The 18662-nt window shown below is 54.3% G+C and carries 15 protein-coding genes; 5 read left to right on the top strand and 10 right to left on the bottom strand.

Annotated elements, in window-relative coordinates; all coding sequences use genetic code 11:
* Positions 1-27: 27 nt before the first annotated feature.
* A complete protein-coding gene (locus tag EDC14_RS19715; protein ID WP_132016041.1) occupies positions 28-234 on the bottom strand; it encodes a hypothetical protein in 207 nt (68 codons plus the stop codon).
* A gap of 1088 nt (positions 235-1322) precedes the next feature.
* Here EDC14_RS19715 and EDC14_RS26875 point away from each other — a divergent pair.
* Together EDC14_RS26875 and EDC14_RS19710 are read left to right on the top strand one after the other, a co-directional pair.
* Positions 1323-1493, top strand: coding sequence for a hypothetical protein (locus EDC14_RS26875; RefSeq protein ID WP_165908163.1), 171 nt, complete (start codon positions 1323-1325; stop codon positions 1491-1493).
* A gap of 148 nt (positions 1494-1641) precedes the next feature.
* Positions 1642-2298: a pentapeptide repeat-containing protein gene (locus EDC14_RS19710; RefSeq protein WP_132016040.1), complete on the top strand. Its 657-nt coding sequence runs from the start codon at positions 1642-1644 to the stop codon at positions 2296-2298.
* Positions 2299-2367: 69 nt separating this feature from the next.
* Here the strand turns inward: EDC14_RS19710 and EDC14_RS19705 are convergent, their stop codons facing one another.
* From EDC14_RS19705 to EDC14_RS19680, 6 genes are all read right to left on the bottom strand, one after another.
* Positions 2368-5559 carry a methyl-accepting chemotaxis protein gene (locus tag EDC14_RS19705; protein WP_243663037.1) on the bottom strand — a complete coding sequence of 1064 codons (3192 nt, stop codon included), beginning with the start codon at positions 5557-5559 and terminating at the stop codon, positions 2368-2370.
* 387 nt (positions 5560-5946) lie between these two features.
* On the bottom strand, positions 5947-6531 hold the full coding sequence (locus tag EDC14_RS19700) for a TetR/AcrR family transcriptional regulator (RefSeq protein ID WP_132016038.1): 585 nt from the start codon (positions 6529-6531) through the stop codon (positions 5947-5949).
* A 108-nt stretch (positions 6532-6639) separates the two neighbouring features.
* Positions 6640-8637, bottom strand: a complete 1998-nt coding sequence (locus tag EDC14_RS19695) for an oxidoreductase (RefSeq protein WP_132016037.1) — start codon at positions 8635-8637, stop codon at positions 6640-6642.
* 504 nt (positions 8638-9141) lie between these two features.
* Positions 9142-10320 carry a DUF4932 domain-containing protein gene (locus tag EDC14_RS19690; protein WP_165908162.1) on the bottom strand — a complete coding sequence of 393 codons (1179 nt, stop codon included), beginning with the start codon at positions 10318-10320 and terminating at the stop codon, positions 9142-9144.
* A gap of 253 nt (positions 10321-10573) precedes the next feature.
* On the bottom strand, positions 10574-10945 hold the full coding sequence (locus tag EDC14_RS19685) for a hypothetical protein (protein WP_132016035.1): 372 nt from the start codon (positions 10943-10945) through the stop codon (positions 10574-10576).
* The gene (locus EDC14_RS19680; RefSeq protein WP_132016034.1) at positions 10942-11397 is read right to left on the bottom strand and encodes a hydrogenase maturation protease; all 456 of its coding nucleotides are present in this window, start codon (positions 11395-11397) and stop codon (positions 10942-10944) included. Before EDC14_RS19680 ends, EDC14_RS19685 begins: the two co-directional genes overlap by 4 nt.
* A 79-nt stretch (positions 11398-11476) precedes the next feature.
* Here EDC14_RS19680 and EDC14_RS19675 point away from each other — a divergent pair, with 79 nt between their 5' ends.
* From EDC14_RS19675 to EDC14_RS19665, 3 genes are read left to right on the top strand one after another with little or no spacing between them, the layout of a single operon-like run.
* The gene (locus tag EDC14_RS19675) at positions 11477-12439 is read left to right on the top strand and encodes a hydrogenase small subunit (protein ID WP_132016033.1); all 963 of its coding nucleotides are present in this window, start codon (positions 11477-11479) and stop codon (positions 12437-12439) included.
* Position 12440: 1 nt separating this feature from the next.
* Positions 12441-13850, top strand: coding sequence for a nickel-dependent hydrogenase large subunit (locus EDC14_RS19670; RefSeq protein WP_165908161.1), 1410 nt, complete (start codon positions 12441-12443; stop codon positions 13848-13850).
* A 15-nt stretch (positions 13851-13865) separates the two neighbouring features.
* The gene (locus tag EDC14_RS19665) at positions 13866-14105 is read left to right on the top strand and encodes a cytochrome b5 domain-containing protein (protein ID WP_132016031.1); all 240 of its coding nucleotides are present in this window, start codon (positions 13866-13868) and stop codon (positions 14103-14105) included.
* A gap of 108 nt (positions 14106-14213) precedes the next feature.
* Here EDC14_RS19665 and EDC14_RS19660 read toward each other — a convergent pair whose 3' ends face one another.
* From EDC14_RS19660 to EDC14_RS19645, 3 genes are all read right to left on the bottom strand, one after another.
* Positions 14214-15098 carry a VanW family protein gene (locus EDC14_RS19660; RefSeq protein ID WP_165908160.1) on the bottom strand — a complete coding sequence of 295 codons (885 nt, stop codon included), beginning with the start codon at positions 15096-15098 and terminating at the stop codon, positions 14214-14216.
* Between the two features lie 2874 nt (positions 15099-17972).
* Positions 17973-18146: an aspartyl-phosphate phosphatase Spo0E family protein gene (locus tag EDC14_RS19650; protein ID WP_132016028.1), complete on the bottom strand. Its 174-nt coding sequence runs from the start codon at positions 18144-18146 to the stop codon at positions 17973-17975.
* A 63-nt stretch (positions 18147-18209) separates the two neighbouring features.
* Positions 18210-18404, bottom strand: coding sequence for a hypothetical protein (locus tag EDC14_RS19645; protein WP_132016027.1), 195 nt, complete (start codon positions 18402-18404; stop codon positions 18210-18212).
* Positions 18405-18662: the final 258 nt, after the last annotated feature.

Below are 18662 nucleotides of genomic sequence, written 5' to 3'. Positions count from 1 at the left end.
CGCCGGAAACCGCCGCGCTGAAACTTCTCAGCTCACGATCTTGATGCAGTAATCGGTGTGGCACTTGGCCGCCAGCTTCTTGCGGTAAGGCCGGTAGACGACCAGCTCGCCGCCGCAGATCGGACACTCGATCACTTTATTGTCCCCCTGCTTCATCTCGCTGACCACCTTGGCAATGACACTGATGGCCCTATCGAATTCGGCCTTTTTCTCCTCTTTGGTTATCGTCGTCAACTTCGCTCCCCCATTTTTCTATCGGAATGGATGATAATGGAAACATTCGCCGCCGAACTATAAAATCCTGCCGCTCATCCATGGAACCAAGAAAAAACATCCTAATAAAGTAAGCGCTCCCTTCCTTTTTCCAGCTCATTCTCAGGGCTCAAATTGAAATACAAATGGCCCTTTCGCCGGGAACGGTTCCTTGGCCGTAACCGTACCGTGGCTTCGCCGATGCCGCCTCGGTCCCAAGCTGCGGCATGAGCCGTTCCAATTCGGCCAGCATTTAATGGCCATACCAGCAAGTGGCAGGCCCCAGACTGGTCGCATAGAGAATGGCCAGCTCCTCCGCGAAGCCGGCCGCTTCTCGTAGCTCCAGGTCGAACGCCGCACGTTAATGGCTGATTCCCAGTCAATCTCCTGCATCATCCCATCTTTCCCTTCATGGTATTCGGGATTCGCCCGTTCCATTCGCGAATCGGCATCAACTTGCCGTCCGCGGCTCCCCAACCGTTCGAAAAAGCGCGCTCCTCCCCCTTTTCCAATAAGCTCCCCATTCCTATCCTGAACATACGCATCACCCGGAAACTTGCGACGCACGTACCCACCCTCTCCCGCAACCGGAGTCCTTGGCGGGCTGCGCGGATGATCTTCTTCCTCCGCTAGACGGGGTAGCGTGCTTGACACCGCCCCTTGGCCGGGAGAAATATTTCCGCCGGTTCGTCCGGCAACGGCATTGGCGGGAGCAACCACGGCGACGGCTGCTATAGTTCCTTTTGTAAATCAAGCTACTCCTTCTGTGGTTAAGATTCTGCCTTTTGGGAATAGAGCAACTGTGGCAATGAACGCCGCTCGATCATTTGTGAATGAAGCACTTCCTTTGGTGAATGAAGCAACTCCTTCAACGGATGAAGCAACTGTGGCGACAGCCGCCGCTCAATCGTCTGCCGGTGAAGCGCTTCCTCCTGTCGCCCAAGCAACTCCTTTTGTGGATAAGGTCTTGCCGTTTGCGGGCGGAGTAACTACAGCGGGTGGATCCGGAGCGTTTCATCCTGTTCCGGAGGGCGGAAGATGACGATAATGAGATCGAAGGAGGGATCCGCATGAGCTTCAAGGATGAAAAAGACCTCAGCGCTTCGCTGATCGAAGCGTTGAAAAAAGCCAGCGCCGAGATGAACGTATCGGTCGAGGAGGTCTTCCGGAACCAGCGCAAAGCGGCGCCGCCGCGCCGCGCTCCCGGGAACGCTCCAAAAGCGCCGCTTCCCAAGAAATAAGCGCGAGCGAGCGGCAAGCGGAAAAAAAACCGGCGACTCGACAATTTAGCCGTGTCGCCGGGCGTGCAAACCAAGGCCCGGTTGGTCGGATGGGGCGGTGGGGAACCAGACCGGCCGTCGGTCCGTTGATCCATTTTGAGGACGAACCATGAGTGATTCAAAAACTGATTGCAAAATTACACCGCCGCGACTCCCCGCCGAGCTCCAGGAGTATCCCGCTTTCGAGCGCGGCATCCGCTCCGAGGATTGCTTCACGGCGGGGAGCGTCACCGGCGCCGCGATCCGGGATCAACAGGCCGACCACGTCCTGTTCCGGCAGACGCTCTTCCGCAAGGTCGCTTTTCAGCGGACCGCCTTGAAAGCGATCGAACTGACCGATGTCCGGTTCGAAGATTGCGATCTGCGAAACCTGGATATCAGCGGAGCCATCCTGCACCGGGTGGTCTTTCTCCGCTGCCAGGCCGTAGGGATCGACCTGAATGGCGCGACCCTGCGCCATGTGGTCTTCGATGGCTGCGACGGGAGCTACGGCTTTTTCCGTTTCGCCGATCTGGAGCAGGTCCGCTTCGCGAAATGCCTGTTGCCGGCGGCCGATTTTCAAGGAGCCAGCTTCGTCAAGACCGCTTTGCAAGACTGCGACTTGCGGCAGGCGCAACTGTCCGGAGCGCGACTGAAAGGGATCGATCTGAGCGACTGCCAGATCGACGGGATCGGCATCCGCCTCGAAGACCTGAAAGGCGCCATCGTCGCTCCGATCCAGGCGGTCGCGCTGGCGCGGCTGATGGGACTGGTTGTCAAGGAATAGCGCCACCGGGCGCGCCCGGGTCCGCTCCGGCCGGAACCGGCTCCCGGGCGGAGCGGCGGCGGACGGCGCTCAATTTTTCAACCGGAACCTTTCGACCATGCCGCGCAAGGTAACGGCCTGGCCGGCCAACTCCTCGCTGGCGGAAGCGCTCTGTTCGGCCGTAGCCGTGTTGGTCCCGGTGGAATCCGCCACCAGGTTGATCCCCTGGTTGACTTGGGCGATCCCGGTCGCCTGCTCATTGGAGGCCGCGGCAATCTCCGCCAGCAGCTGGGCCGTACGGGTGGAGCCGTCGAGGATCTGCTGCAGGGAGGCGGCGGTCTGCTGGGCGATCTGCGTTCCGGCCTGGACCCGCTGCATCGAGCCTTCGATCAGGGCCGTCGTCTCCTTGGCCGCATTCGCGCTGCGCACCGCCAGGTTGCGCACCTCCTCGGCCACCACGGCAAAGCCCTTGCCGTGCTGCCCGGCCCGGGCCGCCTCGACCGCGGCGTTCAGGGCGAGAATATTGGTTTGGAAGGCAATCTCGTCAATGACCTTGATGATCTTGGAGATGCTTTCCGAGGCTTCGTTGATGCCGGTCATGGCCTCCAGCATCTTTCGCATCTCGGCGTCGCCCTGGATGCCGTGTTCCCGGGATTCGGCCGCAATGGTGCTGGCCTGGTTGGCGTTCTGGGCGTTCTGCCGGGTCTGGGCCGCAATCTCGGTCATGGTGGCGGTGATCTCCTGCACGGTGCTGGCTTGCTCGGCGGCCGCCTGGGAAAGAACCTGGCCCGAATCGGAGATCTGTTGAGCGCCCGAAGCCACCTGGTCGGCGGCATGGCCGATCTCCGTCAAAACCTGGTGAAACGCTGCTATCGTATGATTGAGCGCCTGGGCCAGCAGGACATGGTCGCCCTGGTATGCGCCACTGACCTGTACCGCCAGATTGCCCTCGGCCATCTCCTGCAGAACGGCGGAGGCCTCGTGCACCGGTTCGATAACCGCATCGAGCGTGCGGTTGAAACCGGCCACAATCTTCTGGTAGCCGCCCTCAAACTGGGCCACGTCGCCTCTGGCTTTCAGCTCCCCGTTGACGGCCGCGCCGGTCAGCCGTTCCACCTCGGCGATGAGATTGGCGATGGCTTCCATCATGGCGATGAAGGAAGGAAGCAAGCGGTCATTCTCGGAGTGCCGGCCGATGCTTCGAAACTCCGCCAGCTTGCTCAGATCCCCTTTCCCGATCCGGACCGCGATATCCTGAATGGTCAGCAGCCGGTCGCGGACCAGGTTGATGTCGTCGCCCAAATTCTGCAGCGCCCCCTGATATTTGGCGCTGTCCATGGGAACGGTGAAATCGTTCACCGCCATCCGCTGCAACACCTGTTGGGCTTCGCGCAAGGGGGCGACGATGGCGTCCAGGGTCTGATTGAACCCGGCGATGACCCGCCGGTATTCGCCGGTGAAGTGCTCCGCTTCGCCTCTGGACTCCAACTGTCCGGCCACCGCCGCGGCGGAAAGGCGCAGCGTCTCCTCGACCATGGCCTGGATCGTCTCCATCATCCGGATGAGCGCCGGCGAAGCTTGATCCTGCTCGCTCCGTTTCCCGGCCTGACGCAATGTCTCCAGCTGCTGCAGATCGCCGGCGGCGATCTGCTGGAAGATGGTCTGCATCTGAATGAGCCGCAGTCGGAGCTCCTGGATGGCCGCGGCCATGTCGCCGTAAATGCCCAGCCCCTCCTCGGTGAATGGCACCGTGAAATCGTAGACCGCCAGGGATTGCAACACCCGGTTGCATTCCTTGACCGCCTCCAGCCCGTCGATACAGGCGTTAATGCTCTGCTTCAACTCATCGAAGTCGCCGGGATAGGTCTCGGTGATCCGCTCCGGAATATCGCCGCGGCCGATTCTCTGCACATACTGGGCCGCGGTATTCAGCGGCCGGACCACCCTATCCAGGGTCTGGTTGATTCCCAACACAATCTCCGCATAGACGCCTTTGAAACGGCCCTCCTCGCCTCTGACGCTCAACTGGCCGGCCGCCGCCGCCTGGGTCAATTGATTGGTGGTGGCCGCCAGCTCCCGCAGGGTTTCGACCATCTTCTGCATACTGTGGCCTTGCTGGTCGTGCTCGGATTTCAGCCGGACCTCCACCGCCAGGTCGCCGTCGGCGATCCGGTTGGCCAATTCGGTCTGTTCGCGGATGCTCTGGGCCAAAACCCGGAAAGCCTCCGCCAGCTCGCCAATTTCGTCGCGGCTATCGGCCCGGATCTCGACTGCCACATCGCCCACGGTCAACTGTTTGGCGGCCGCGGTCAGCTTGCGGATCGGCCGCACCAGCTGGCTGACGAATAACGAGGCCAGGGCCACGCCCACGATCAGCGAGACGGCCAGGGCGATCAAAAACCCGATGATCAGCCCGTTCAGTTTGGCGGCGAATTCGGCCACCGGCACTGCAAAGCCGAAAGTCCAGCCCACCTCGGGGACCGGGGCCATCACGAAATACTTTGACACCTTGTCATAATCCTGCTGGATCGTAATGAGCGCCTGCCGTCCCCGGAGTCGCTCGGCGACCGCTCCGAACCTGCCGTTCAAGACGGTGTCCAGCTTGCTGAAGCCGTCTTCGCGGGGTTGGAACTCCGGGAAGGGATGGACCAGGAAATTGTGCCCCGCATCCAGCAGAAAGGCATAGCCGGCCTTGCCCTGTTTGGCGTTTTTCACCAAATCGGTCAGGAAATCGACATAAATATCGACCCCCACCACTCCGACCACGGTGCCTTTCCACCGCAACGGCTTGGCGACGGTCACCGTCATCTTCCGGGTGATCATATCCTGGTACGGGTCGGTGAAAGTCAGGCCGTCCTTGGCGATGGTCTGCTGGAACCAGGGGCGTTGGGAAGGATCGTAACCCGCCGGCGGCACCCATTCCGTGCCGTTAATAAACCGCTTATCGTAAAGCCCCAGATATACGTTGCCAAACGCGGGATTGTCCCTGAGTTTCATCTTGAAGAACTCCACCAAGCCCCGGGGGTCCAAATCTTTTCTGAACTCGAGATCGGCGGTGATCTCCTCGACCACCTTGCCTTGCGTCGTGAGCCAGCCGTTGATGGTGGCGGCGAATTTGCCGGCCGATTCGGTCAGGGCTTGCTCCGACTCGTCCATCAGCGCGTGATAGGAAACATAATAGTTGATTCCGGAAGCGATAGCCAGACAAAGCAGCGAGACCAGGCATACCACTCCGATCGCCCGGGCGCGAAACGATTTCGCGTTACAGACTTTCCATTGCATCAATTCTGATCCTCCTTGAAGTTTTAAAGGGGATCCTATTGGATCCCGATTTTTAACAAAGCTCGGTACCGCAGTTCAATCATTTTGGACCGAAATCCGGCGGCGCGGGAACGGCGCCGGGGCGCCGCGCGGCTTTTGCGCATTGCCCACTGGATGATTATCGGGCCGGACCATTCACTCCTGAATAACCAATGACTCCGTTAACACGATTGAAACCAAACCGGCATCCCCTTCGCGGCAATAAAAAACGGCCGTCTTCAAGTACGAAGGCAAGCCGCGAGAAACCAAGAAACCTTCATTGCTGCGGGTTGCGCCAGTCAAAATCCCCCTTCATTTTCCCAAAAAGAAAGACCCGCCCTTATTACCGGCGAGTCCAGCGGCTGCGTTTCAAAGATACGTACGCAGCAGTCTTTGGATCATATCCTTCATGTCTGCAATGAGATCACTTTCCCCATCATGCAGGCTCCAGTCAAAAATGACACCTCGTGCGGCAACAAAAAGCCGTTCGGTGATCGTTTCGGGGGGAACGCTGCCGGAGACTTCGCCGCTTTCCTGCCCCTGCCGCAGGATGCCGGTTAATAAATCTTGCATGGCCCGGCCATGGCTGATAAACATTTTGTTGGTGGGTACATAGAGATTCCTGACCATCTCCAGGCCGTCATCGATAGCCAGCTGGGCGTAAAGGCCGAAGTAGGCGCTCACCCTGTCCGGACAGCTCGCATACTGCTTCAAAAGCTCGGGAACCTTGGCTTTAAAATATTCATCGCCGTGCCGGTAGATCTCCACGAACAAGTCGAACTTCGACTGAAAATAATGATAGTAGGTACCGACGGAGACCCCGGCCTTTTTGGCAATCTGATCGACGGTCACATTCTCATAGCCGTATTTTTCGATCAGCTTGACCCCGTTCTGATAAATCCGGTTTTTAGTGGATAAAGCCTGCTTGGTACGATTGGTCAACCGCTTGGCCATGAAGGCCCTCCTTTACAGTGACCATTATACTAAAAGCCCTGGGATCAAGTCTATTGAATCCTAAGATCATCCTGTGGAAAATTTAAAAATGAGAAGTCCGCCTCCCGCCTACTGAATGTGGCTGGCCACTTCGTAAGCGTCCCAGATCGCATACATGATGTTGGCGACCCGGCGGGCGTCGCCCAGCAGATATAGCTCTGGAAGCTCCGGCCGCAGTTTTTGGTAGAGCGTATTCTCCGGCAGGTAGCCGATGGCCGCGATGACCGTGTCCGCCTTGACCCGCCGCGTCCCGTCGGCCGTTTCCACCAGCGCCGAACCGTCCTCATAGCCGGTTACCTTGGCGGAAGTGATGGCGTCGATGCCTTTGAAGGGGATCAGTGCCGCCAGCATGTCGCTGTTGGCGTGACACAACGGGGCGTTGATGGCCAATAGTTTCGGCAGCGTTTCGACGATGGTCACTGTTTTTTGCTGCTCGCGGAGCCAGAGTGCGATCTCGCAGCCGACCAGTCCGCCGCCGATCACCACCACGTCTTGCCCGGCTTTTACTCTTCCCAACAGTACGTCGGCGGCGGGATAAAGCGGGGCCCCTTCCAGCGTTACCATTTTGGGATTCGAGCCGGTCGCCACGATCACCGCGTCCGCCCCCCAATTGCGGATGGCTTCGGCATCCATTGCCGCATTCAAGTGCACCGCGACGCCGAGTTGCTTCAGTTGATGGGCATACCAGGCCGCCAGGGCATGATCGTCCTCCTTAAAGGAAGGCATGCCGCCGGGGATCAGATTCCCGCCGAGCCGGTCCGTTTTTTCATAAACCGCCGGCTCATGGCCGCGCAATGCCAGCACCCGGGCAGCCTCGCAGCCGGCTACCCCTCCGCCGACGATCAGGATCCGTTTCTGGCGCGGGGCGGGCACCAGACGCTCCGAACGTTCGCGGCAGGCCTGCGGATTGACGGCGCAATTGAGCGCCGAATATTCCTGAATGCGTCCCATGCAGCCTTCTTGGCAAGAAATGCATGGCCGGATCGCGGCGGTATGGCCGGCCGCCAATTTATTCACATACTCTGGATCGGCCAACAGCGGCCGTCCCAGGGAGATGATGTCGCACGCGCCTTCGTTGAGAGCCTTTAGCGCCAGTTCGGGATCGTCCATCCGTCCCGCGCAGATCACCGGCACGTCGACGGCCTCCCGTACCATTTTGGCGTAGGGAATATACAACCCCTTCTCCTGGTACATCGGCGGATGGTTCCACCACCAAGCATCATAACACCCTACATCCACATCCAGCGCGTCATAGCCGTATTGCGCCAGCAACCTGGCAGCCTCGATGCCTTCGGCAACGTCCTTGCCTTTTTCGCTGAATGCTTCGCCCGGCAACGCGCCGACCCGCCAGTCCTTGATGAAGCTTTTGACGCTGTAACGCAACGTGACCGGGAAATCGGCCCCGCAGGTCCGCTTGATCTCCATTAACACTTCCCGCGCGAACCGCAAGCGGTTTTCGAGGCTCCCGCCGTATTCGTCATCGCGCTGATTAAACAGGGCGATAGCGAACTGATCCAGCAAATAGCCTTCATGCACCGCATGAATCTGAACGCCGTCGAATCCGGCCCGCTTGGCATGGAAGGCGCCTTTCCCGAACTGCACCACAATCTCGTGGATCTCCTCCCGGGTCAACGGCCGGCAGGTTTTATCCAGCCAGCGGTGGGGGATGGGAGAAGGCGCCACCGGCGGATGCTCTCCCAAATTCGTCGGAATGGTAACCCGGCCAAATCCGCCGGACAACTGCAAAAAGATCTTCGAATCGTAGGCATGAATCTTCTCCGTCAACTCCCGGGCGGTGCGGATAAAATGAACCGAATTATGGGTGGAGCAAGGGACACTAGGCATATCATGCTGCTCGATCCGGTTATCCACAAAGGTGACTCCGGTAATGATCAGGCCCGTACCGCCGCGGGCCCGCTCCACATAATAATCGATCCCCCGTTGATTGAAGCCGCCTTCGGCGTCGCCAAGCCCCAACGGACCCATCGGCGCCATCGCAAAACGATTCTTCAGCCGGCATGTGCCGATGGCAGTCTCCTCAAACAAGCTTGCGTATTTGTCTCGCATATCCTGGCCTCCGTCCCTTCTGTTCCGGTGAACAAATTCACCGAATACGTTCTATGAAATTAATGTACCCCCGTCCCTTGCCATTGTCAAGCAGCCAATCCATGTCATTTTCGCCCTCAGCTGCACAGAGTAGAAAATATGAAAAAAGAAGAAGTCCGACGATGGTATTTTGCCCAGTCGCCGGACTTTGAAAAGGAGGATCCATGATGAACATTTCGAAGAGTCTGGTCTTAACTCTCCTAAAAGCCATGTGATAAAGTCCTCAAATTTGGAAATCATCCTTCCAATGGACTAAAAAACGACTTTATCACTTGCTTTTCTGAGCTTTTGTGTTCACCCTGGCCTTCGGACAGGGTTTTTCACAACGCTTCTAATTCTTTCAACGTTGGCCCGCCTGTTTTGTTCCAGAAGTTCTCCCATGAACCAAATTTTCGGTTCATTCCCTCCGTTCTCAGAGCGCAACAAGGTTTCCAAGGGTTAAGACGAATGTGCTGACCCGGGCGCTCAGCCATTCGCCGGATGGGTTTTGGCCATGACAATTGGTTGCGCTGTCCGGAATGGCGGCCCGATATCGAATGATTCTCCGGTGCTTTTGACTTTCAAGTACCGAAAAATGACCGGCAGAAAATCGTCGAAAGTCGGATACCGCTCCCGCTGAGTCAGGTATTGATTCTGAACCAGGGAATACAGTTCGTCAATGTTTTTCCAGCCGGAATTCTTTTCTCTCAAGATAAGCTGTTCTGCGGCGGCGCCATCTTGATACTGCGCTATCATGCTCGCGGTGATGACCCGAGCCAAGGTTTCATTCATCAAACTATAAAAATTATTGCGCACCACTCCGTCAACCTCCGGGTTCAGAGCATTCTGATAGATCCTGTACCTCCGCAGGAGGCTCATCCGTCGCTGGAGCAGCGGCATTAAGAAAGTATGAGCCGTTTCGTGATATAACAACCGAAGGATCCGGGCCCGTGGCAAGCAGGGATTAATGATGGCGAAATGGGTGGTTGTGCCTTGCCGGTTGATCAGGTATAAAGCTCCTCCCCCGCTATACAGCGGCGACAAAATGATGTTAAAACGGTTCTGACCCGCATCGACCCCGAAGAAATCCTCGAGCTGCCCGATATAATGGGCTTTAAACCTTACAACAAAACGATCCGTGATGCGATTATATTCGGGAAGCAACTGGGCGAAAAAACGTCCCGAATCGCTTTCCCGATAAAAGCTCCGCAGTGTGCCGATTAATGGGAAATCCGCCAGCTTTTCGGAAGGCCTTGTCTGATAACCGAATGTCCCGGATAAAATCTGGCCGCGGTTTAAAACTCGACTCAGAATGGGGGTGCTGAACTTCCGCGCCGGAAGCGCCATCATCCGCAAGGACAAATCATTCATCGCCAGGGCGCTTTGCATCGTCTGAAACATGCTGTAATAAGCCTGGCTCTGATCACGGATTTCATTTTGAACGGCGCCGTATCCCGGGTGGGTAAACCCGCTGCCGGCCGCCGTGGCGATGCACAGTAATTCTAAATTAAAATTGACCCCGATGGTGACATTCCGGCCGATCCGATAGCGGTGGACCGTTCCGATCCCCGGGACGGCGAGGGGGGTTCGCACGACCTCCGGCGCCGCGGCGGCCCAACCCTCAAAGAGCAAAAAACCGACGAAAAGCAACAACCACTTTGACATAATATTTTTCCCTGGCATATTTTAAAAAGAGCTTCCGTTCTCTCACAATTCCAAAAATTTCAAAATAATGAGTGATTCGCCATTACGTGTCCAATAATAATAATTGCTGAATATTCTCCATAAAATCGGCCTTTCCTTCATCCCATCGACCGAATTGCAAGTCCCAAATTCTTTTCATGCCGGATGATTCCCCGGATTTCGCCGGCTTACGCCCTTTCCTTTTTTGCAATAAAAGAGCACCCGAAGGTGCGACTTATTCCTCAAATTCTTGGATTGCTTTTAAAATGCCCATCATTTTCTCATAATTGGAAATGGATTCCCCGGCACGGCTTTGCGTTGCCTCGAGAAAATTTTTGGTTATCGTCTCTCCTTGATGGTTCTTCTCCAGATAAATGATTCCTTTGGCGATCCATTTTTCATACGCTTCTCCGGCAAGGTATTCCCCATAGGTTCCATCCTTTACGCATTTCTTGCGGACCGCTTCGCCCTCGGCAATGATTTTATCCAGCATCGCTAAACCTCCATATTGTTTTAATGGAAACATTCTCCAAAAAGCCGCAATTTCCTTTATATTACAAATGGACAATGCCGGAATTCCTGCGAAGCGGATCCGCTTGCCATTCATTCCTCCAATAAAGAGTGAATCTGGCGTGTTATTGTCCTGATAATATCCGGCAATTTTCGATTCAGTTCCGGTGAAAGGCATACACCCCACTCGAGCGAGGCAATTTCAACCCCAACCAACCAAATTTTTTCGGCATCATCGCCGGCCATTTGCATTTGCCATATTAAATCCAAGTCATGGAGCGAATACCGGGCAACTGGCTCCTTCCACCGTTTGTGCCAAGGAATGAAGGTTATCGTGCCGGGGTCGCCTGCCGGCGGCAAGGCATCCACGATGAAGGCCGAGGGATAGGAGCGCGCCAGATCCGGTATCTCAAAAAGCTTGCCGCCGAGATCGAAAAAATCAGCTTGCTGGCTCAACGCCCCTTTTTGCAACTCCCGTACCACGGCGGGACCCACCCCGTCATCGCCGCGAATTTCGTTGCCAATGCCGATAATGCAAATTTCCCGCAATTTTCGAACATTCCTTCGCTAAAATTGCCTCTCGCAGCATACCATTTATTATCCATTGTATGGTTTCGCCGGAGGAATTATGGCTCATCCCGATTCATTTCAAAACTTCTGTCATATCCGTAGGGGCCGGCCGGATGGTAGCGACGGTTTGGCCCGATACTCGGAGGGGGATCTTTTTTCACCCGCTCCAAAACCCGCTCTGGTCTGGTTTGAGGCCAATGCTTGTTCCGGGGATTCGATTTCGCTTCTGAATTCGGTTGCGCCCGGACTGAGCCAGATCCTCTGTTCTTTGGTGGCGGTCAAATATTGGAACGCGCTCATGCCGGACCAAGGGACCAGGGCGCGCGAGATGCTGTTTCAAACGGCGGAAGCGGGTGATTTCATCCTGGCGGTGGAGGGCGCAATCGCTACGGCCGGTCAGGGCCGGTATGTCATTCCGTTTCAAAACGACGGGTCCGTTTTTACCAGCGAGGAGCTCCTTCACTATCTGGCTCCCAAATCCCGGTTTATCATGGCGGTGGGAACTTGCGCCGCGTTCGGCGGCCCTGCGGCGGCCCGTCCCAACCCTTCCGGCAGCAAAGGCGTATGGGAACTGATTCAGGACCGCCCGGTCATCAATGTTCCCGGTTGCCCGGTTAACCCCGACTGGTTCATCGGAACCCTTTACCACCTGGTCCGCTTCGGCCTGCCCGAAGTGGACCGTTATCAGCGGCCTACCCTTTTTTACGGTCAAACCATCCACAGCCTGTGCCAACGCCGTTCCTATTTTGACCACCATTGCTTCGCGGCCGCACCGGGCGACGCGGAATGCATGTACTCCTTAGGATGCATGGGACCCGTGGCCGGCGCCGACTGTCCCAACCGGCTTTGGAATGACCACCTGAATTGGCCGGTCAAAGCAAGCACTCCCTGCATTGGCTGTACCAAATCGGGTTTTCCCGATCGCTCCAGCCCATTTGATGTGCCATTGCCGGAAAAATTGCCGCGCCGGGGAGGACGCGCCGACGCAAGCGGGCCGAAGAAGCCGCCGGAGGAAGCCTGAGATGAAGATAACCTTCAGTCCGGTCACCCGGATTAGCGGGCTCTTAAGCATCAATCTTTTTACCGATCCAGCCGGCAGGGTTTGCGAGGCTCAAGTCATGGGGGAGCAATTTCGCGGTTTTGAGTCCATGATGCGCGGCCGCAAGATCACCGACGCGGTTTATTTTACGGAGCGAATCTGCGGCATCTGCTCCATGGCCCACGGTTATACCGCCGCCCGGATGGTGGGACAACTGTACGGGAGCGAGGCCCCGCCGGAAATGATCCTGCTGCAACAGGCGATGCTGGGAGCGGAGTTTCTGCAGAATCACATCCGCCATTTTTACCTGCTGGCGCTGCCGGATTACTTGGATGCCGCCGTCATGGGCGACGCCACGCTTCCGGTTCCGGCAAGCAGCCATCCCGAGCCTTCCCGTCTCCACCCCGCCCAGCAGCGTTCCTATATCGAGCACTATTTCGCCTCCATGGCGGCCGGCCGGAAATGCCATGAAATGCTCGCGGTTTTCGGCGGTAAGGTCCCGCACCAGCATGGCTTGGTCGCCGCCGGAGTCACCGTCCCGCCGAGCGCCGACCGCCGTATCCAATTCCAGTCTTTACTGGAAGAAGTGAGTGAATTCATTCACGGTGTCATGTTGCCTGACGCGCAGCTGTTAGCCGAGGTCTATCCGGAGTATCGCGGGATCGGTGCCGGACCGGGACATTTCTTATCGTTCGGCTTATTTGACCCCCGGTTCGGCGGGCATTTCCCCGCCGGTCTCTGGAGGGACGGCGCGCTGCTGCCGGTCCGCGCGACGGAGATAACCGAAAGCATCCTCCATAGCTGGTTTGAAAAAACGGCTTCGGAAATCGAACCTTCCCCCGCTAAACCGGGAGCTTATACTTGGGTCAAGGCGCCTCGCTATCAAGGCATGGCTTGTGAAGGCGGTCCCTTGGCGCGCAAAATCATCGCCGGACCGGCCCATGGTTTTGAGCCACCCCGTGCTTTGGGCGTCATGGAACGGATCGTGGCCCGGGCCGAAGAGGCGGCACTCATCTCGGACTGGATCAAAGAATGGATCCGGAGTTTGCCGCTCCATGGCAAGTATATCGTCCCACTCGAAAAGCCGGTCGCATCTCGGGCATTTCAAGCCAATGACGCGCCCCGCGGCCCCTTGTTGCACTCGGCGGCCATCGCCGGAACGGACATTGAATCGTATACCATCATTACTCCAAGTACCTGGAACTTTTCCCCCAAAGACGAGGCGGGCGGGCGTGGGCCGGCCGAAACCGCGCTCCTGGGTTGTGTCGCCGGGCCGGAGAACCCGACGGAACCGGGCCGGATCGTCCGTTCCTTCGATCCCTGCCTTTCCTGCGCCACCCGTCTGCTCGACCTGGATGGCAAGCACAAGATGACCCTGAATACTCTGGTATGATCGGAGCTGAAAAAGATGCCTGAGATTCCTGCCAACCGCCGCTTCACCCGCGCCGAACTCAGCCGCTATAACGGCCAAAACGGAATGCCCGCTTACGTAGCCGTGAATCAAACCGTATATGACGTCACCACCGTCTTTGTCCAGGGGAAACATTTCAACCATCTCGCCGGCCAGGATTTGACCGGCGCATTTCTGCGGCAACACGCGCCGGTCTCCTTGTCGGGCTATCCCGTCGTCGGGATTCTCATGGGTTAACCCGACCGTTAAACTTTAAAAAAGTGAAACGATGATATGAGCAAGGTTTCATCAATATTTCGGCATAACATTTTCTATGATTCGGATTATCGCGCGATGGAACCCATACTACTTTCCGGATTCGATGATCTGCGGCATCGGTTGGTAATGGTCTATCCCCAATTCTTTCCGTTCCGTTTTACCGTTGGCCCGACTTATCATCACCCAGTTTTTGATCTTCATTCCTTCGGCTCCGGGTTGAACGATTTTTTCCTCCCCTGCGGGCAAACGGGAATTATAGCGACGGATGACCGGCATCTCACGCCGCGATAAGACCCGATGATGCCAGATCACCCGGGGTGCCGGAGCCCTCCCATAAAAAACCATATATAGAGTGGTATTTCGTTTTTCGGCCCAAATCATGATCGGCTGACCACTGGTATTCCGGAATTTAAAATCAGTGGTTCCATAAGAAACCGTGGCATCCTGTCCTGGCGGGACATAGGGAACCAGCATCCCATGGGGACGACGCTCCATGATCTCCAAATTGGCCAAAACAGCTACATTGTAAAGGGTGGTGGATATTTTACAGATTCCGCCGCCGATGACTCGAATAACCCGGCCTCCCGCATAGGCCGGACCTTCTCGAAACCCTCTCTCCCGGGTCCTTGGTCCAAGAGTTTGATTCATTGAGAAAATCCCCTCCCTTTGAACCACGGTTCCTTTCAACATTTCTGCAGCTAACCCCACATTATATTCTTCACCCGGCAATGGATCCGGCAGGGTAGTTTGAAATGCCGCCATCCTCACCGGGGTTTGATACCTGGCGCGCAGTTTTAAAAATTTCTCATCATTTTCCCAGAAAAATTGGCTATGAGCGGGCCGTTGCTCGGGGGGATTCACTTCCGGAACAGGATGCTTGGCCATATAATGAAGGGAAGAATGAATGGCGAAGTACAGGGCGGCTAAACTAACCGCAGCAAAGACAATCAGCAGAACCTTTTTCCAGTTCAACTTGGCAATCCTCCAGTTCATCCTGTCCTTTTCTCTCCATACGGCTCAACCACCCAATATTATTTTCCGCGCCTCTTCAAATAACCCATGGATTGACTCCCTCTTGCAGCCAATTTTTTGAAGCGAAACCAACTGCTTTTTCACTTGATAGGATGAAATAAATTTCTTAACTACGATTTGCATTCCTAATGCAACGACTTTTAACAAAGCTGAATGCAAATAAAAATAAAGCGGAATTTATTTCATCCTATTACTGCGGTAATAAGTTGAATTCAATTCCTCAATTTATCCATCATGGAAGGCTTACGGGACATGATGCATATTAGAAATTGAATTCAACTTATATAGATAGCTTCCCGAGCCCGTAAACTCGATCTTAAAAGTCCCAGCAAACCGGGAAGGTTATAACTTTTCCGCCATTCGGGCATAAAAAAATAAACCCGATGGAATTCACCGGGCAAAAAAGGAGGTATGGTAAGGAGGTATGATATGAAAAAACGACTATGGTCTGAATATACACCCTGGATATGTAGAAAGCATGAAGGGCGTGTGGTGTTCTTTTTAAGACTTTTTAAGATTCGATTTTTTAACATCTGAACCACCGGATTGAAGTGAGCTTTCCGAAAAAATTACCATTCCATAGCGGATTAAAACCCAAGCATACTGGGCAAATCAAACTTGTTCATTTGGCTTAAGGCAAATTTCTTTACAGGCTCATAGAATGTAGAAAAAGCAAGTGAGGTGAAAATTGCAGCCATGTACGAATCGTTCGAAGAATCATTCAATGAAGGGCTTGCCGAATCGCTTGACGAACAACGGCGCAGAGGACCGGAACGACCGAGAGACCGGGAACGACCGAGATTTCGGTATCGCTATCGAAGGCCGGGCTATTACCAACCCTATCGTTACGGCCCATTGTACTATCCAGGCTTTCAGCAACCGAGCTATTGCCCTTACGGCGGAACAGCCTATACGATGCAAGAAGACAGCGACGTCTATACATTAGCGAATCAACTCGGCGTTTCCCAGGAAGAAATTGTGAACTTCAATCCCAGTCTTAGTGTTAATTCAATCATCTACCGCGGACAGATTATCTGTCTGCCCTAGCCTAATTTCAAAAAATCGCAACCAGTTTTTTGGGCGCCCAAATGGGTTACGACATATTCCCTGATTCATATGATAAAAATGGTCAATCATCCGGCCATTCACAACCGGCTTTTCGGATGTGAATGCTGATTCAAAGACTTTTCATCTGATATAGGAAAGGAGTTCGCCCATGATTATGGGTTAGCTCCTTTAGTTTATGTTAAGGTTCTCCAAAACGTCCACCTTCAGCTTAATTCTTCTAAAAGCGTTGTGATAAACCCCGTCCGAAGGTCGGGGTGAACACAAAAGCTTAGAAAAGCAGTGATAAAGTCGTTAAAATTGACTTCTCAACTTTCGCAGAGAACAAAGCAAACAAAGCCATAGATACATAAGCATAAAAGAAAAAAAGAAAGTTAGCTTGACAAACGGCTTAAAAGCAGAACTGATATTGAATGTTGCGGGGGAAAAACTTATGGATGCTTGTTCCTTTGGCCCACGGTTCCGGCGGCGGGTTACTTTTTTAGCGGTAAAAAAATAACCAAAAAACCGTTGGATTCGGCCGTATCCATCCGTGGGGCCTCATCTTTGCGACTTCCTGTCGCTGAGAACCTACGGATTCCAAGCCTCCCTCATTCATCCCAGTTCTAGAACGTCTTCGCCATCCCTGGCCATCTGTCCGGCAACCAGGTCATGGCTTCCGTTCTCGACCGCTGTTTTTCATCCTCCTATGCAACGACATTATCTTCAAAGAACATGATTTGCGAAAAAACGGTAAAGCGTTCGTTATTTTCGCAAATCATCTATACTAGGGGAATAATGTCGTTGCATTGGAAAAGAAGCGGCGCCGACTCCCTCCATGGAGACGGTTGCTATTTTGTCTTTTCTGGTTTTTAATCAAACTCAAAAGTCGTTAGGAGCCCTTAGCTTACGAAACAGTAACCGCCTTCAGGGAAGAAGGCGGACGCCGCATATTTTCGTGGATGAAAAACCTGCGGTCGTCAACGGAAGCCTACACTTGGTTGCCAGTCAGAATGCCAGGGATGGCGGCGACATGCTAGAACCCCGGATGAATGAGGAGGTCTTGGAACCTCGGTTCCAAGTGGGCGGATTCCAAAGGGTGTCCCACTACACCCTTTGGTCCTGGGGGTGTGGGGGCAGGAATAGTCCCCATCGACCCTCAATCGCTTACATTCATTTGTTTATTTTTTTACATGGAAACTCAATCACTTATTTTTATATATGTCAAGATGATTTCTTGTCATGATGCTTTACCTATGATTGCGAGGGTTTACTGGTATATTTGATCTGCGAAAGTTGAGTTGACTTCATAAAGATTTTTTGATTCGACAGACTTTATCACATGGCTTCTAATGGTACTATCTTTTCTGGGGAATAGGCATGACCGGGCGCCCTTGAGATAGCGGTCCATCTGAATCTTGCCTTTCTGGACAAAAGATTATTGATCAATTATACAATGCTCTCCAGTGATAAAGTCGTTGTTATACCTCTCTGCACGCCCATGGCGGAAACAAAACCCGGCGGACCGGTACTGCTACCGAATCGCCGGGTTTTAAAAAGGAGGTAATGGGGGTATGGATTTGCCCGGAGAGCCTGGTCTCACTCTCCATATTTAATTTAACGTCCGCCCGCTATTTTTGTTCCCAATCCGGGTTTTCAACCACATTCGTACCGGCTTAGCAATCTCAGGGTCCCCGCTATTCCGTCAGCTTATTGAACTCACCATTCTACGAATAACGAAGCCGTCACCTCAAGGTGACGGCCGTTTTCCTACTTTTCCGCGTTTTGCTCTAGTAATTTTCGATACTCGTTTAGTAATTTGTCGACTTTCGCTGCGGCTCTTAAAACTTCGGGATCAGTCCGTTTCTTTAAATCCCACAACCTTTCCATTTCTTTACGGGCAACTTCAATTTTTTGGCGAAGCTTGCTCATTTGATTGTCCAATTTTATCACCTCCTCCCTATTTGTTAAAATAGGCAAAGAAGGCGATTTTTTCAAATAAGCCAGTTATTTAATGTTTTTTACATCATACTCGTATCCGGTTTGGGACGTTCCCGCCGCCGCACGACCATCCTTCCTAACGCCAATTCCAGGATTTTCAGAATTTGTCCTGTTCACTAATGATCGTTTCCATTGCAGAATATACATCTCTCCATCATTCCACGCAATTCGTAGCCAATGGACCATCGCTTCGTCCCCCATCCCCGGCCCCCTAATATATTAGTCGATCTCCCCTCGTGTCAGGTATGGTCTTCCGTCCAACTAGGATATTCTTCATCCTTGTTAGGATGAAAGCCATCCTTGTAAGGGATGCCTCGATCCTTTCATAGGATCTTGCGATTCTTGTAAGGGATGCCATGATCCGTGTTAGATATAATGGAAGTGCCAGCATCCGATTCGCAAAACGTAGGTTAAACTAAGCGAGAGCTTAGAACAGAGCTACAATACGAAGGAGGCTGA

The sequence above is a fragment of the Hydrogenispora ethanolica genome (genome assembly GCF_004340685.1).
GTDB lineage: Bacteria > Bacillota > UBA4882 > UBA8346 > UBA8346 > Hydrogenispora > Hydrogenispora ethanolica.
The sequence above is the reverse complement of the archived record's forward strand: the minus strand, read 5'-3'. Positions and strand labels throughout refer to the sequence as shown.